This window comes from Limnothrix sp. FACHB-1083, assembly GCF_014696485.1.
Lineage (GTDB): Bacteria > Cyanobacteriota > Cyanobacteriia > CACIAM-69d > CACIAM-69d > CACIAM-69d.
The window spans coordinates 449537-466383 of sequence record NZ_JACJQD010000001.1 but is presented as its reverse complement, the minus strand read 5'-3'; the positions used below and the strand labels follow the sequence as shown (position 1 = coordinate 466383).

At 57.3% G+C, this 16847-nt stretch carries 8 protein-coding genes; 7 read left to right on the top strand and 1 reads right to left on the bottom strand.

Features of this window, described 5'->3' with window-relative positions; all coding sequences use genetic code 11:
* Position 1: 1 nt before the first annotated feature.
* From H6F46_RS01770 to H6F46_RS01755, 4 genes are all read left to right on the top strand, one after another.
* Positions 2–310, top strand: a complete 309-nt coding sequence (locus tag H6F46_RS01770; RefSeq protein ID WP_099534787.1) for a DUF3181 family protein — start codon at positions 2–4, stop codon at positions 308–310.
* 377 nt (positions 311–687) lie between these two features.
* On the top strand, positions 688–1893 hold the full coding sequence (locus H6F46_RS01765) for an argininosuccinate synthase (protein WP_099534788.1): 1206 nt from the start codon (positions 688–690) through the stop codon (positions 1891–1893).
* A 306-nt stretch (positions 1894–2199) separates the two neighbouring features.
* A complete protein-coding gene (locus tag H6F46_RS01760; protein ID WP_190355898.1) occupies positions 2200–3801 on the top strand; it encodes a HAMP domain-containing sensor histidine kinase in 1602 nt (533 codons plus the stop codon).
* Between the two features lie 12 nt (positions 3802–3813).
* Entirely contained in the window at positions 3814–4524 is a 711-nt protein-coding gene (locus H6F46_RS01755) for a response regulator transcription factor (protein WP_099534796.1), read from the top strand.
* Positions 4525–4541: 17 nt separating this feature from the next.
* Here H6F46_RS01755 and H6F46_RS01750 read toward each other — a convergent pair whose 3' ends face one another.
* On the bottom strand, positions 4542–6512 hold the full coding sequence (locus H6F46_RS01750) for a hypothetical protein (RefSeq protein WP_199291322.1): 1971 nt from the start codon (positions 6510–6512) through the stop codon (positions 4542–4544).
* A 66-nt stretch (positions 6513–6578) separates the two neighbouring features.
* Between H6F46_RS01750 and cobJ the strand changes: the two genes are divergently transcribed.
* From cobJ to H6F46_RS01735, 3 genes are all read left to right on the top strand, one after another.
* Positions 6579–8480, top strand: coding sequence for a precorrin-3B C(17)-methyltransferase (cobJ, locus tag H6F46_RS01745; protein WP_190355897.1), 1902 nt, complete (start codon positions 6579–6581; stop codon positions 8478–8480).
* 1404 nt (positions 8481–9884) lie between these two features.
* Entirely contained in the window at positions 9885–11375 is a 1491-nt protein-coding gene (locus H6F46_RS01740) for a response regulator (protein ID WP_190355896.1), read from the top strand.
* A gap of 600 nt (positions 11376–11975) precedes the next feature.
* Positions 11976–16619: a chemotaxis protein CheW gene (locus H6F46_RS01735; RefSeq protein WP_190404966.1), complete on the top strand. Its 4644-nt coding sequence runs from the start codon at positions 11976–11978 to the stop codon at positions 16617–16619.
* The last annotated feature ends 228 nt before the right edge of the window (positions 16620–16847 follow it).

Below are 16847 nucleotides of genomic sequence, written 5' to 3'. Positions count from 1 at the left end.
AATGTCGAAATCTGTCAGTAATGAAGCGATCGAAACCTTGGCCGCAGAGATTGGCGATGTGGCCTATCTGGACATTGCCAAATGGCATCTCGATTTGGCCCATGCCCATTTGCACAGTGCCCTCGCTGAAAAAATCTATCCCCTCTTGCTCGATCGCACCTTCAGCCGTGCCAAGCTGACCGCTTTGTTAGGGGAAATGGCGATCGAAATTGGGGCCGGCAAGCGATCGATTCCCCTGTTGGATTTCATTCCCGATCGGGAGGTGGAGCGGCTTTATCAGGCGATCGATGACTACCAAGCCAAGCTCTAGTAGCATGGCTACCTTAATTCGCTGGGTTAAATTACATAGCTGTTACCGTCACCTGATCGTTAAGCAGCAAGGGGCTTAAGCCCCTTGTTACCACGACTGGCTCCGCAATTTTGACCCAATGTATTAAGCCTGTCGCGCTACTAGGAGGGCGAATCAGGGCGCTAATTGGGGGGACTCATTAAAAAACCAATGAGCCATTTTTGGTTACGGCCCCATCGCCCAGCCATCGATGCCAACCCTGCAAAATCCCTCCAAAATCATTCCCAAGTCACTCCAAAGTCAAGAAGTCCTCAAAGTTGGTACGCTAACTGACCGTTGCGATCGCCCGGGCCGTGCCTACAATATGGGGTTGTTTTCTCGCAGCTTGAGCAAAATACATGGGTCGCGCCAAGAAAGTTGTCCTCGCCTACTCCGGCGGTGTGGATACCTCCGTTTGCATTCCCTACCTGATGCAGGAATGGGGCGTTGAAGAAGTCATTACCCTGGCCGCCGACTTAGGGCAAGGCGACGAACTGGGCCCCATCAAGCAAAAAGCCCTCGACTCCGGAGCCAGTACTTCGCTGGTGGCGGATCTGCGGGCCGAGTTCGTGCAGGATTATGCGTTCCCGGCCCTGCGGGCCAATGCCCTTTACGAAAACCGCTATCCCCTTTCAACGGCCCTGGCGCGCCCGCTGATTGCCAAGGCGCTCGTGGAGGCGGCGGCGGAATATGGCGCAGACGCGGTAGCCCACGGTTGCACAGGCAAGGGCAACGACCAAGTGCGGTTTGATGTGGCGATCGCGGCCCTCGACCCCACCATTAAGGTGTTGGCTCCCGCTCGCGAGTGGGGCTTCAGCCGCGAAGAAACGATCGCCTACGGAGAAAAGTTCGGGATTCCCGCGCCCGTGAAGAAAAAGTCGCCCTTCAGCATCGATCGCAACCTGCTGGGCCGCAGCATTGAAGCGGGCCCCCTCGAGGATCCCTGGACGGAGCCGCCGGAAGAAATTTACCTGATGACCAAGGCGATCGCCGACACGCCGGATGAGCCGGACTACGTGGAAATTGGCTTTGAAGCGGGCACGCCGGTCACCCTGGACGGCCGCACCTTGGACTCGATCGCCCTGATTGAGGAACTCAACACCCGCGTCGGCAACCACGGCATCGGCCGGATCGACATGGTGGAAAACCGCTTGGTGGGAATTAAGTCCCGCGAAATCTACGAAGTGCCGGCCCTGTCGGTGCTGATCGCCGCCCACCGGGATCTGGAGAGCCTGACCCTGACCGCTGATGTGAGCCACTACAAGCGCGGCATTGAAGAAACCTACAGCCAATTGATCTACAACGGCCTCTGGTACAGCCCCTTGAAGGCGGCGCTGGACGGATTCATCAACGAAACCCAAAAGCGGGTAACCGGCACGGTGCGGATCAAGCTGTTCAAGGGCAATGCGGCGATCGTCGGTCGCAAGTCCGAGCAGAGTCTTTACACGCCGGAACTGGCTACCTACGGGTCTGATGATGAATTTGACCACAAGGCCGCCGAGGGCTTCATCTATGTTTGGGGTCTGCCGACGCGGGTTTGGTCAGAAAAACTGCGCCAAGGCTAGGACTGGTCGGCGAATTGCCTGAGACCCTATGGTCTGAAACTCTGATTCCGCCCTGAAGATCGTAGGGGGCAAGGGGCTTGATGGCCTGTCGTCATTTCCATTGCCGTAGGGGTTGGGTCTCCCAACCCTAACCCGAGCGATCGCCACAACCCCGCCCAGCCCTGGAACCGGGATCACAGGGGCTGGGCGTGGAGACCCCGCCCCTACGATGAAACCCATGACAGGCCCTAACCCGTTTCAGCAAGTCCCGATCGGCCTGTTGGAACGGGTTTAGACTGGGAAAGCGACCCTGAGGCCAAGGTTCCCATGCTGTTCACTCAAGTGCTTCGGGGAAGGATTGCCCATTGGAGGTCTAAGCCCTCCCAGCGATCGCCCCAAACCGCAACCCCAACTCTGCCCGAGCGAGGGACTGACGCGATCGCCCCGCAACCCGCCCCGGGCGATCGATCGGGGCCATTGGGCCGATCGGGCTGGCGGTGGTCATCGTTGCAGGGGCGACTCACCCTTGAATTAGGGGCGATCGCGGTCTTGAGCCTGAGCACGGCGGCCCTTTGGTCCACCTGGCAAATGGAACAGACCCTCGCCACTGCCCACAAGCAAACCCTCAGTTATATTTCCCAGCGCTTTCCCGAGGAGTTGGCCCTCTACGATCAGCACGAGGGGCTGGCCAAAGGATTACCCACCACCATCGACAAGGTGGCCATGGCGGGGCTGTTAGCTTGGGTCACCGATGATCAAGGGCGCTTGCTGGCCCAACCCAAAGATGATCAGAACTATCAGATCGTCCGCAATTTGGTGCAGTCTTTACCTGCCGCCGCCCAGCGGTTGACCATTGTTCACCGCGATGGCCGAGTTTGGGTTTTATGCGAGCAGCCCTTGACGGTACGGGGCCGGGCGATCGGGCGGGTCTACTTTGCCCAGAATGTGAGCCATGATTGGCACAAGCTCCATGGCAGTTTGCGGCTGCTGTGGTTGGTGAATGGTTTAGCCATGGTGGTTGCACTGGGGGCGATCGGGCGGCGAATTCGCTTAGCCCTCCTGCCCTTGGCCACCATGAGCCAAGTGGCCAGCGCCGTTTCTGCCGATGACTTGGCCGGGGCCCGCCTGGAGTTGCAAGGGGCCCCCGATGAAGTCCGGGGCCTAGCCCAAGCCTTTAATGAGATGTTGGCGCGGCTGTCGCGTTCTTGGGAACAACAACGACAATTTGTGGGCAATGTTTCCCATGAACTGCGCACCCCGCTCACGGTGGTGCTGGGTTATTTGCAAAGCCTCCTGCGGCGCAGCACCAACCTGAACGACTATCAGTTGCAAGCCTTGACCACGGCGGAAGCGGAGACCGATCGCACCGTGCGCATGTTGCAGGATTTGTTAGATCTGGCCCGCATTGACAATCGGCAACTCCACTTGCGGCAAGCGCCGATCGTCCTTAATACCCTGCTGTCAGAGGTGACGGACTGGCAACGGCTGGCCTGCGATCGGCCCATCCATTTGCATTTGGTGGCGGAGGACGTGGTGGTTTTGGCTGACCGCGATCGCCTGACCCGCGCCATTCGGAATTTGCTGGACAATGCCGTGAAATATTCCGCCCCCGAGCAGCCCGTGACCCTGCAACTGAGCCATCAGGCGGGCTGGGCCGCCATTGAAGTGCGCGATCGCGGGATGGGCATTCCTCCGGATCAACAAGCCCGGGTTTTTGAGCGCTTCTATCGGGGTGAAGATGAAATGACCCGATCGCGCGATGGCACGGGTTTGGGCCTGGCGATCGCCAAGGGAGCCGTGGAAGGGATGGGCGGCCGCATCGATCTGCAATCGCAACCGGGCCTGGGCAGCACCTTCACGATCAGACTTCCTCGCTGGCACATGTCCTCTGCATCCGATTCATCCGTTGATCAATTGATCAATCCGTGATTGATGACCATTATGGTTTCACCCTTGAAGCTCAATCCCCCCACAGCCCGAATTCTGGTGGTGGAAGATGATGCCAATTTGGCGCGATTTGTGGCAGGAGAATTGGAACTGGAGGGCTACGGGGTAACCGTGGCAACCACAGGACTGGAGGGGCTAAACGCCGCCCGATCGCACCCGTCGCCGGATCTGTTGATTTTGGATTGGATGTTGCCAGGGCTGTCGGGCTTGGATCTTTGTTTGCGGTTGCGAGAAACGGGCTTACAGGCCCCCATTATTCTGCTGACGGCCCGGGATGAAATTCTCGATCGGGTCACGGGCTTGAATGCGGGTGCGGATGATTATGTGGTGAAGCCCTTCAGCATTGCGGAGCTGTTGGCGCGGGTGCGGGCCCATTTGCGGCGAGTTTCGCCCCACGAACCCGATCAAATCACCCTGGCAGATTTGACCCTGAATCCGCTAACCAGGGAGGTGCAACGCGGGGGCGATCGGGTGGACTTAACGGCCAAGGAGTTTGATTTACTCGAGTTTTTGTTGCGCCATCCGCGTCAGGTGATTTCGCGCGATCGACTGTTGGAATCCGTTTGGGGCAATAACTTTGGCGGCGAATCTAACATCGTGGAAGTCTATATCCGAGCCTTACGGATCAAATTAGAAATGGCCCAGCGCCCTCGCCTGATCCACACCTTGCGGGGGGTTGGTTATGTTTTGCGCGAGTCGCCCTGATTGAGCGATTGCTTGATCTAGCGATCGGGAGCGGAGCCTGTCCAGGTTTGCTCGCCAACGATCACGCGGAGGGTTCCCCCTTCCCAATCTTGGGTGATCAGCGGTCGATCGGGGCGGGCTGGGTTGCGCGATCGATAGGCCGCAAACTGGCCCCAATCGAGCTTTTCTCCGTTGCGTCTCACAACGGGGCGATCGGGCCCCCGTTGGGTCACGGCCAGTTGATTGCCTTGGGAACCGGTGAAAGTGACCGTGTTTTGGTTCACAACCCAGTGCGATCGCCCCAACACCGCCGCCCGAAACGTAGCGAAATTCTGATTAGTTCCCGGTTCCCCAACTTCCATGGCCCAGCCCGTGAGGGTTCCGGCAGGGCGATCGGGGCGAGCCACCCACAGTTGATCCGTGGGATAGCGCTTTTGTAGCTTGGTGGTTTCGCTGTTGTTTACCTGGGGCAGCGTCAGCCCGATCGGGTAAATGGCAATCCAAGTTTCGGCCAACTGCCAAAACAAAACCGGCTGACCGGCGGCGGTTTGGGCCGTTTCGCTGGCGGCCGCTTGGGGCAAACTCCACTGAAACGGGGCCCGCCCGTCATTCAGCCACACCAACAGGGGCCCAAACTGCCCGATCGCGTCGTGGGTGTCCGGTTGGTGGTGGGTAGAAATTTTCTCGGGATTCACCCCGGAACCGGCCAGCAGGTAATCCACGCCCCGGCTGGGGTGGGTGGCTAGCAGTTTAAAACCGTTCACATCATCGATCGACCCTTGGGCCAGGCTGCCCAATTGGAAGGTGCGGCCAAAGTAGAGCGTTTCGTAATACAAGGGGCGATCGCGTGCGCCCGGTTTCCAATGTTCATAGGTGGGTTTGCCCGCAAACACTTCTTGGGGGCGATCGAACCGTTTGCGGGCCAGGGCCACCGCCACGGCCGGCGGTCGGTAACCACTGGTGAGGGCATGAACACCATCGGGGTCGGGATCCGGATCCGGGGCGATCGCCTCCCCAAAATATAAATTCAGCAGTTTGCTCGCCAAAGCGGCCAAGGGCGCATTTCCCTTGCTAGCGTCGCGTTTGCTGGGGCCCCCAAAGCCGCCGCGCCAATATTTCAACGCTCCGGTGATGCTTAACCAATCCAGGGCGGCCTTAGCCGTGGCCCGCATTTCCGGTTCCGGCGCAAAGTCGTAAAGATTCAGCCAGGCGGTGAACGTGTGGCCCCAGTAGGTTTCCGAGTCCCATTCTCCCTGACCAATTTTGTAAAGATTGCGGGCAAAACTTTGCAGGCGATCGCGGTAAATGGCGGCGGTTTCTCGGTTGCCGGCTTCCATGGCAAACAGATAAACGGCCGTTTCTCGCATCGATCTCAAATTATCGGTGTTGCGGCAATCTACCCAGGTGATGCAGTTATCGCGCGATCGATTCCAAAAGGGTTGTGGGGTGCTGAAAAACTGCTTCAGGGGATCTAACTTTGTCCAGAGGGCGGCTCCCTGCTTCATCCGATCGCGATAGGTTGGATCGAGAAATTGCCCAAAATAAAAGTATTTGCGCACCTGTCCCTTCAGGGTGAAGGCGGGATAGAAATCAATGCCAAGGGTATGTTCGGTGCTGCTGGGGATCGGGTCGGGCTTTTGCAGGAAGGCGATCGCCCGATCGCGGTTGCCCGCCAAAAAGTCCAGCATGGCCTTGGGATAGGACTTTTTCTCATTTTCAAAATAGCCATTGCCGTAGGTTTTGGGGTTGGCAAATTGGGCAATGAGGGCCCGCCCCCGAGCTTGGTAGGCCGCTTCCCACTCGGCGGGCCAAGGGTTGGCTCCGTCGGGCGGGACGATCGGGACGTTGGCGGCGATCGGGCTGGGGTTGGGCGATTGCTGTTCGGGTGAGGATTGAGCCGATCGGGAGGATTGAGCCGATCGGGGGGCTTCCGCCTGAACCGCACAGCCCGCCACCATCACCCAGCCAATCGTGGCCACCCATCCGTAGGTGCTAGTTTTTTTACTCACAGCTCAATCACCTTCGCCCCTCAGTCGGTAAGCTGAAAAGTCCTGTCTCTTCCTGGCACCCAACCCATGAGCGATCGCCCTTCCGTTGCCATCCTAGCGCCCACGCCTCGCGGTCTGCGGTTGGCCCAACAAATCCAAGCGGGACTGCCCGGCTCCGTGATTTGGACGAAGGATTCGGCCCGGGGCAGTGCGGCGGCGGGTTCCCAGAATGCCCTTCGCACCTACGAAGACTTTCGGGCCTTGGTGGCTGATCGCTGGGCGGCGGGGCAACCGCTGATTTTTGTGTTGGCGGTGGGGGCCACGGTGCGGGCGATCGCCCCCCATTTGCAAGACAAACGCACCGATCCGGCCGTGGTGGCCGTTGATGAAACGGGTCACCATGTGATCAGCCTTTGTGGGGGACATTTGGGCGGGGCTGATGCCTTGACCCGACAGGTGGCGGGACTGTTGGCGGTGGAACCGGTGATTACCAGTGCCGCCGAAGGGCAGCAGCTCCCGGCGATCGATCTGTTGGGCGATCGCTACGGTTGGCGACGGGGCCAAGGGGATTGGCTGGGGGTGGCCAGCGCGATCGCCCGGTTCGAGACCGTGGGCGTGGTGCAAACCTGCGGCTGGAATCTGTGGATTGAGGAGTTGCCGGAGTTTCACCCCTTTGTGCTCCTGTCGGAAGCGGACTTGGTGGATTGGGACGAGTTGCCCCCCAATTTGCGGGCGATCGTTTGGATTAGTGATCGCCCCTTGCCACCCTTGCCCTTGCCCGCCGTGGCCTGGCATCCGCGCACCCTTTGGGTTGGCATTGGTTGCGAACGTCACACCCCCGAAGGTCAGATGGCAGCGGCCTTGGCCCAAGTATTGGAGCAAGCGGATTTGGCTCCGGAGGCGATCGCCGGGATTGGTTCGATCGACCTGAAACAGGATGAGGTGGGTTTGCTGGCCTTGGTCGATCGGCTCGATCTGGCCGCCCGTTGGTTCACCGCCGCCGCCCTGGCCCCGATCGCCGTACCCAACCCTTCGGAGGTGGTGCGCTCAGAGGTGGGCACGCCCTCGGTGGCGGAAGCGGCGGCCCGGCTGGCGGCCGACGGAGCCGAACTGATTCGGGAAAAACAGGTGTTTCGGGCCCCCAACAGTGGCTCCGGCGCTTGCACGATCGCCCTGGCCCGGGCCGATCGAGAATATACCCCCCACCTGGGCAAGCTGTGGCTGATTGGTACGGGCCCCGGCTCCTTGGATCAGCTCACCCCCGCCGCCCGCGCCGCCCTCAGCCAGTGCGACGTAATCATTGGCTATCAACTCTACCTAGACCTGCTGCGTCCCCTGTTGCATCCGGGGCAAATCATTGAAGGTAGCCCCATCACCCGCGAAAAGCAGCGTGCTGAACGGGCGATCGACCTGGCGGAACAGGGGCTAAGGGTGGCTGTGGTTTCCTCTGGCGACTGTGGAATTTATGCCATGGCCGGGCTGGTGCTGGAATGTTTGGCGGCCCGCCATTGGGACGGCCAGACTCCACAGGTGGAAGTGTTGCCCGGCATCACGGCCCTGCAAGCGGCCGCCGCCCGCGTGGGTGCGCCCCTGATGCATGATTTTTGCGCCATTTCCCTGTCGGACTTGCTCACGCCCTGGCCCGTCATTGTGCAGCGGTTGCAGGCGGCGGCGGCCGGAGACTTTGTGGTGGCGTTGTATAACCCCCGATCGCAAACGCGCCAAACCCAAATTGAAACGGCCTTCGAGATTTTGCGAGCCAAGCGATCGCCCGAAACCCCCGTGGTTCTGGCTCGATCGCTCCACCGGCCCGACGAACAGATCACCATTGCCACCTTGGCTACGGTTGATTTACAGGCGATCGATATGCTCACCGTCGTTTTAATTGGCAACGCCAGCACCTTCACCCACAGCGGCAAGGTGATCACCCCCCGGGGCTATGCCGTGGCCAATGGGATCCTTTCCGCCACAGCCCCCGCCACCGATTGATGAGAAGTTGAATGATGAGAAGTTGAATTGGGGTCTCATTCAAAATGCCCTAAATGACCCAAAATTAGCGATCTCCTTCATCATTGCTCCACAATTCCTTCGCTTTCCGACCAATCTTTGAAGGTTGAATAAAGTGGCAGGATGCAAAGAAAAACCTGGGAATGATCGAAAAATGGCAATCGGCTCATTTTGGCGGAATTTTGAGCATATCGACCGCATTTTGCTGGTCAATCTGCCCCAGTCGCGACCAGCGTGTCAAAATTGACGCTTGGTCAGCTTTCTGAAAAAACACTTTTCGTCATTGTTTTAGGCCTTGGCAGCATTGATGAAAACTTAAACTGACAAGAGTTGCGATCGCATGGAATAAAGTTCCATTCATGATTTGCTAATTAGGCGCAGCAAGTTATGCGGTAGCTTGACTTGTTAGTGGGTTTAAATGCGCAAAAAAATAATAGAATCAATATTTCTTGGGAATTTTTTCTAAATCATTCAATTACTTTTGGGTGATTAATCTCTTGAGAATTATTCCCTAAGTGGGTCGAGCGATCGCTTGATCATGAGTGATTTTTGTAAACATGAAAAAAATCTAAAATTTCTTAAAGACAGATCTGGTAAACATCCAAGCAACCAGTGGATTAAAAATACCAATCATTCATATGTTAGCCGGCAAGTCCTAAACTGTTCTGAGGAGCGGTTTTAGTCTGCGAAAGACGCGAGAGAGCAGATCCGAAGCCAACACGATCATCAAGAAAAGTTAATAACCGTTTGAAATCAATTAAATTATTATTTAATAATTAAATATGTCCTCATGATCTCTGGGTTAACTCTCGCCATTTCTTCGGTAAATTTCCCGATTGCTGCTAGGCGACTGTTTGTAGACCACGACAACGTTTGAGCTTGCTCAACCTGTTCTCAAATCAGTTCAGTAGGAGGTGAACTTGGAGTATCAATTAATACATAACATTCACATCGGCTTTGGGTTCATCGCCATTGATTAGCAAAATCAAGCAATTTGGCGAGCAAAGTTGACCATCACTCAGGGATCTATCGCCCAGACGGAATCAGTTTTACAGCGGCAGAAATTCCCTAAAAATTGATCGACGTAGACAAGGGGCTTAAGCCCCTTGCCCCCACAACTATTGGTGTTTAGCACGGGCTAAAAGAGATTTTTCAAACATTCTCTAAGGTTCGCAAAGGAGCATTAAGGACGATCGGGGTGGAATTGGGGGTGTGAGTCCAGGGCCAAGGAATTGGCCAGCGATCGATGAATGGGATCGATGAATGGTCTGAGGAATCGGTGATTGGTGAATGATTCTCGAATGATTATTTGAGGACGACGGGAGCGTCGTGATCAATTAGCCATGGGTCAAATGGGTCAATGGGTTGGATTGGGAGTGTCCATCGATGACTGAAGCAGCAACGGGATGGACAAAGGTGTCGCGGACGCTGGCGACGGTGGTGCAGCGACGGGCTTCGGGGGTGTTGGTGCTGGAGCGGGGGCCGAGTCGCTGGCGCTTGATTTTTTTGCAGGGTCGCTTGTTGTGGGCGATCGATGAGCAGTTTCGGATTCGCCGTTGGCAACGGGCCCTGAAGCGATCGGGGGTGAATTTGCAGCCGGTTCCGCTGACGGAAACGGCACGGCCCCTATGGGAAGTGTGGTGGTTGGCGACGGCGCTGTTGGCGGGTCAAGTCACACCGGCCCAGTTGCACTCGGTGCTGGAGTCGGTGGCTCAGGAGGTGCTGTTTGCGGCGGCGAGCGATCCCACGGTGGTGTCTCACTGGGATAAGTATGTGCCCGCTTTGCCGGACACGCGGGCGGTGGCGCAACAGTTGCTCGGCAGTGAGGCCCTGTTGGCGGTGATGCAGTCGGTGGTGAAGTTGCTGCAACGGTGGGAGTCGGTGGGGTTGTCGCCAGAGCAGGCCGATCGCGCGCCGCAGTTGGCCCAGTTGGATTGGTCTCCGTCCGCAACAACTCAAAATGACCGATCGACGTTTTTAACGTTGGCTCCGTTGCTGAATGGTCAACGATCGACCTGGGATGTCTCGCTGGTGATGAAACAGCCCATGTCGATCGTCGTGCATCTGCTGCATCACTTGGTGGAGCGTGGGGGCTTGGATTTTCTGCCCTTGGACGATCGCCCGGCGGACACGGTGCTGAATTTGCTGTTCACGCCGCAAGCAGCACCAGTTAAGCCCCCACAGTCCGCAGCGCCCCGGGACAGAGCCGCCACCGCTCCAGGGCGATCGGGTGGGCCGGCGGCGAACCAGACCCCAACACCCCAGCCCACTCCAGCAACCCAAGCCCCGAACTCTGAGCAACCCTTGGTGATGTTGATTGACGATGATCCGATGGTGGGCAAGCTGCTGCGCCCCGTGGTGCATCGTTTGGGTTGTCGGTTTGTGCATATCACGGAGGCGACAAGGGCCTTGGCGGCGGCGATCGAGCAGCGACCAGATATGGTGTTGCTGGATTTGGTGATGCCGATTGTGAATGGCTATGAGCTTTGTACCCAGTTGCGACGGGTGAACCTGTTGGCCAATGTGCCGATCGCGATTGTCACCAGTAATCGCGGGGCGATCGACCGGGTGCGGGCCAAGCTGGTTGGGGCTTCGGTGTTTGTGCCCAAGCCTCTGCGCCTGGAAAAGGTGGCCGCGCTGCTTCAGCAATATTTGCCCGATCGATTGCAACCGCCACCCCAGGACAATCCCCAACGACCACAACCCTCGCCTACAACCGCAGGCACCCTCCCCACATCGCCGCGCAATGGTGGTGGCTGGCATCCGGCCCCCGCCGCTGGCATTCAACCCAACAACGCCGGCCCCCTGAATCGATACTTACTCGGTGAAGAAATGCTCAACAATCGCTATGAATTTGGAGTTTTGGCGAAACAATAGAGAAAGGATTGTATGGGGTTGCCACCTACGCCCGATCGGGATGTGGGAATTGTATGTGGGGACTGTGTGGGGATTGGGGTTTAAGTTCATCCGTTGAGACAGACGGATGCAACAGACGGATCGGTAAGCCATGAAAAATCAAGCCGATTGAGTCTCATTTGCACTGAATTGGGATTGAGGTTCAGCTTGAGGTTCATCAACAAAAAACCACAATTCTTGCAGGAAATTGACAATTTGAAAGCTGCGAGATCGATATCAAACAGGGGCGATCGGGGCAAGTTAAAACTACTGATCCAACCGATGTCCTAAGCAATGACCCAATCGACGATCAAGCCAATCCCAGCTACCAATCCCAGCTAATTGAATTGATCAACCAGTGATTAGGCATCAGTCCGGCAATGATCAGGGTGTGCGATTGGGGTTGCCATTGGGCCCGTGGGGCCTGGAATTGAGAGAAATAATCGGGTTCGGGACACTGAACCATGGATTGTTCATGGGCCGGGGCCTGCACCATGGCCGGGTTCCGGCCGAAGCGTCAGCCGAGGCGGGCCAGGACGGCCAATTAAAAATTGGGTTTTTGGATGTGGGAGAACGTGGGCGATGGACGCACAGCAGCAAACCGCATTGATTCAGCAGGCTTTGGATGCCAACCCCCAGGCGATCGCCCTGCTCATTCGCGATCGACTGGAACCGACCATTACCGTGAAGGCGGCCTTGAAGGAGGGATGTTTATATCTGCTGCTGGCCAGTGAGCAAGCTCCTTCGGCCCGCTTGGCCTTGGAAACCGTTGAGCCGGCGATCGAGGATTTGGCCGTGGCCGGATTGAACCGGGCCGTGATCCAATCGGTGAAAGTGGGCGGCCAAGCGCTGGATGAGCGATCGCCCAAATGGTGCTATCACATCGACTTGCCGCCCTTGCCCTATGGCCAAAGTGGCGATCAGGAAACAGACCCGATCGTCAACTTCTTGGAGTCCCAGGTGCAAAGCATGGCCAATGGGGTGGCGGCCTTGATCAGCGATCCGCCCTTGGCTGTCCTGTCGGACGTTGCTGGGCCGGAGTCCCAAAATGGTCATGGGGTTGCGGTGGCCCCACCGGAACCCGCGATCGATCCGGAACCCGCGATCGAGGTGGGAGAAGATACAACCGAAGATGTAACCGAGGACTGCAATCAGTCAGCGGCAACGGCTCTTGACCGACCGGATTTAGACCCGATCGCCCCAGAGCCGATCGCCCCGGAAGTCAGCACGCCGGCAGTCAGCACGCCGGAAGAAGTACCAACGCCACCGTTGCCCATTCCCACTGAAGCAGCCCAACTGCAAGCCACCCTGGCCGCCCTGACGGGTTTGGCCAGCACCCTGGAAAAGGCCGCCGCTTCTCTGGTCACGGCTGTGGGGTCGATCGCTCCATCGCCGTTGGCGGCTCCCGAGTTAAGTGCTGCGGAGTTAAGTGCTGCGGAGTCGATCGCGCCGGCCGTTGAACCGGTGGAAATCCTCGAATCACCACCCGAGCCGGAACCCATCACAGAACCAGAGCGGGCGATCGTTGAGTCACCGCCAGAGCCAGAGCCAGCACCAGAACTCGCATCAGAAACCGAGGAACCCGATTTCGCGGTGGATGAACAGGATTTAGGGGCGATCGATGTCCTGGATTCGTTGCCCTCAGAGGAAACCAGCGACCTAGAACCGGAGACCCTCAGCCTGGATCCGGATGCCTTGGCCCTCACCGAAGCAGAGTTAGCCGACTGGGCCGCGATCGAAGAAGAAGGCATGGCGGAACCCAGCTCCGAGGCCGTGGCTCCAGAACCGGAACCGGCGATCGACTCCTTGCCTGAGCTGACCCCGTTGGTGGAACCGGCGATCGACTCAGAAGACCCGATTGATGAGTTCGCCAGCGATGCCGCGATTGATGAAATGATCGACGAAACGATCGATCAAGTCATCGATGAAGCGGCGGAACTGGTGGCCGAGTTGGCGGCCGATTCCGAGCTGCTGGATCCCTTGGCAGATGCGGCACAAGAAACGGCAGGTTTGCTGGAATCCCCTGATGCATTGGAGGATGACGGGGCGAGCCTGGACTTCGATCGAGAAACAGCGATCGACCCGATCGACCCCGCAGAGCCGGCCACGGAGCCAACGGAAATTTCCCCAACGCCAGAGCTAGAGCCAGAATCGGAGCCGATCGGGACAGTGTTGGCTGCGATCGCCTCAGACAACAGCAAAACGATCGCTGAAAAAGTGACCGACGCAATCAGCAGTCTGGTGCAGTTGGTGGAACATCATCCCAACGCGGACGTGAACACGGCGTTGGCGGCGATCGCCCGGTTGAGTGCCTTGGCCAGTCCGCCCCCGGTGGCAGCGCCGGAACCACCCCCTTCAGATCGATCGCCCGAACTCTCCTCAGAACCTTTAGATCAAGGAGAGCAAGCCCCGATTGATTCAGCGAATCTGGAATTACCCGATCCAGAATTCCCCAATCCAGAATCACTGGATTCGGCGATCGTTGATCCAGAAACTCAGAAACTAACTGATCCAGACCCGATCGATCAAGACCTCAATGATCTGCAATTGGATTTGACTGAATCAGATGAATTGAGTGACTCGACTGATTTGATTGATGCGCAGGATTCCGACCAGTTGATCGATCTAGATCAGCTACCGGAATCACCAGAACTTGCAGAACTTGCTCAGGAAGAGGCTGACCCGATCGGGGAACTGGATGATGAATTAACCAGTGATGAACTTGACGATCAATTCAGTGACGAGTTGACTGGTGAACTAAATGTCGAATTAACAGGTAATGTGCTCAGTGATGAATTTGGCAATGAACTGAGTGATGAATTAACGGGCGATGAATCTGGTGATGAACTGAGTGATGAATCAACAGACGATGAACTGAGCGATGAATTAACAAGCGATGAGCTGAGTGATGAATCAACGGGCGATGAATTAACAAGCGATGAGCTGAGTGATGAATCAACGGTCAATGAACTGAGTGACGAACTGGATGATGAATTAACGAGCGATGAATTTGGTGATGAACTGGATGATGAATTAAGCCAGCTTGATCCAGATCCAGCGGGTGAAGATCTAACCAATCCACCAGCCAGTGCAGACCCAGAAATCGCACAACCTGGCACGGCCGCAGCGGAACTGATTGCAGAACCCACAACCATCAGCCCTCGGGAAGCCCTCAGCACCATTGCGCAACTGACCCAACTGGCAGAACATCGCAGCGATTTGGATCTGAACGCCGCGATCGCCACGATCGCCCGTTTGGCTGGCTTTGCTCCCGAGCCGATCGCTCCCCCACCAGAACCACCTCCCGCAGCGGCGGCCCCCACTGAATCGACAGATGCGGAATCGGCGGTAATTTCTGAATCGGCCGCAATTGTTGACGAATTGGAAGAGAGTGCTGAATTAGCTGAATCAGCAGATGCTGAGTCCGAATCGCTGGATTGGGTGGAACCCGAAGAGGCGATCGATTCCTCGGATCTCTCGGATCTATCCGATGATTTATCCGATTTGTCAGATCTGGCTGATCTATCGAATTTGGCCAATTTAGATTCAACGGCCGTTGAGGTAACTGACCCGATCGAGTCAGCTTCTCCCGAGGTGGTGGCCGACGACTTAGCCAATGAATTAGCGGAAGATGATCTAGCTGAATTAACTGATTTGGCTGAGGAAGTTGAGCCAGATGATTTATCAGACTTGGCCGATTTATCAGACCCGATCGAGCCAACCAATGTTGATGAAGGTGAATTGGCTGAATTAACTGATGTGGCTGAAGAAGTTGAGTCAGATGATTTAGATGATCCAACCGATGATTTAGATGATTTATCCGATAATCTAGCCAATTTCACCGAATCCCTAGAGCCGGTGAATTCAGAGCCGATCGAACCATTATCCGACCCGATCGAACCGGTGCAATCCTCGGAATCTTCCGTTGTTTCGGATGAGCGCAGCGGTTTGGTCAATTTGGTGGCGCAGTTATTAGCCGAATCCAGCGATCCCCGATCGGCGCTGCTGGCCCTGGCGGAATCCTTGGGTGATGGTGCGTCGGCTGCCCCTCGCGAGTCGGAGCCTGTCCCGATCGCCCCTGCGGAACCTGCTGAATCTGTCCCAGCGGCCGAGTTAGCGGCATCCACCGAGCCGATCGCAGCGGCTGCACCCACCACGGAATCGACTGAAGCGGCCGACTCAGAAGCATTACCAGAAGCGTTACCAGTGTTGGCCGATGTTCTGGATTTGCCTGAGGAACCGGAACCCGATCCCGCCGTCCCCGCCGAGCCGTTGCCGGAACTGCCGGAGCTGCCGGAGCTGCCGGAATTGGTGGAGTCGCTGCCGGAAGCCCCCGCCGTCATCGCCTTCGATGCGGAACCCGATCTGGGGCCAGATTTGGGCCCAGATTTGGATCAAAACGATCAACCCTTGGGCTTTTTCGGGGATGACGACGATGAGCCTTCGGGGTTCTTTGGGGATGAAGGATTCGCGGCCCTGGTGGATATTGCTAACCAAGCCCTAGCCGCCGACACCGCCGCTGAAGTGCCTGCGGCTCCGGTGGCAGCGGTGGCTTTCGAGCCTGCACCGGTTCGTGAATTGGTGGATGAATCGGTTCGTGAGCCGGAACCGCCCTTGCCGGTGGTGGAGGCGGCCGAGCCGGCCCCGATCGCCCCGTCGGAGCCGGAACCCAGCGCCCCCCTGGATCCGCTCGCCCAATGGCTGCAACAGGGCGACGGATCTGCCATTTTGAACCTGCCTACCAGGTCGGCCGGCAGCGCCCTGAGTACCGATGGCCAGCGTTTCCTGCGTTTTCACCTGGGCTTTGAGGATACGGCCCTGCTCCCGATCGATGAAGTGCGGGAAGTGCTGCGAATTGCGGCCACGGACATTCTGCCCGTGCCACATATGCCAGAATCGGTCTTAGGGGTGTACAACTGGCGCGGTGAAATCATTTGGACGATCGACCTTAACCAGTTGGTGGGTTTCCCGGCCATTGCGCCGGATTTGACGGCCACCTCATCCGCCATCGCCATTGTGCTGGAGTGTGATGGCCAGAATCTGGGGCTGGTCGTGCCCCAAATTGAAGATATCGAGTGGCACGATTCTCCAAATGTTCAGCCGCCCAGCGCGGGTTTGTTTCCCGATCGGCTCTTGCCCTTTGTTCAGGGCTACCTCAGCGAGGCCAGCAGTATGGTGTTGAACCCCAGCGCGATCGCCAGGGCCAGCGCCCAACAGGCCGGCTAGGACGCTTGGCCATCGGGATCAGGATTGGCCCTCGGGGCGATCGCGCCAATCCTGCCCCGCCATTGCTGGGAGATTTCCCAGTCCTGAGCCTGTTTTCCCAACTCACCTTTGCTCAAATCCGCTTCTGCTCCTTTGTAACTTTTGCAACCTTTGTAACTTTGTTTGATGTTGCTTCATGTTTTTGGACATGGCTTGACGTTCCCTTGCTTGACGTTCCCTTGCTTGACG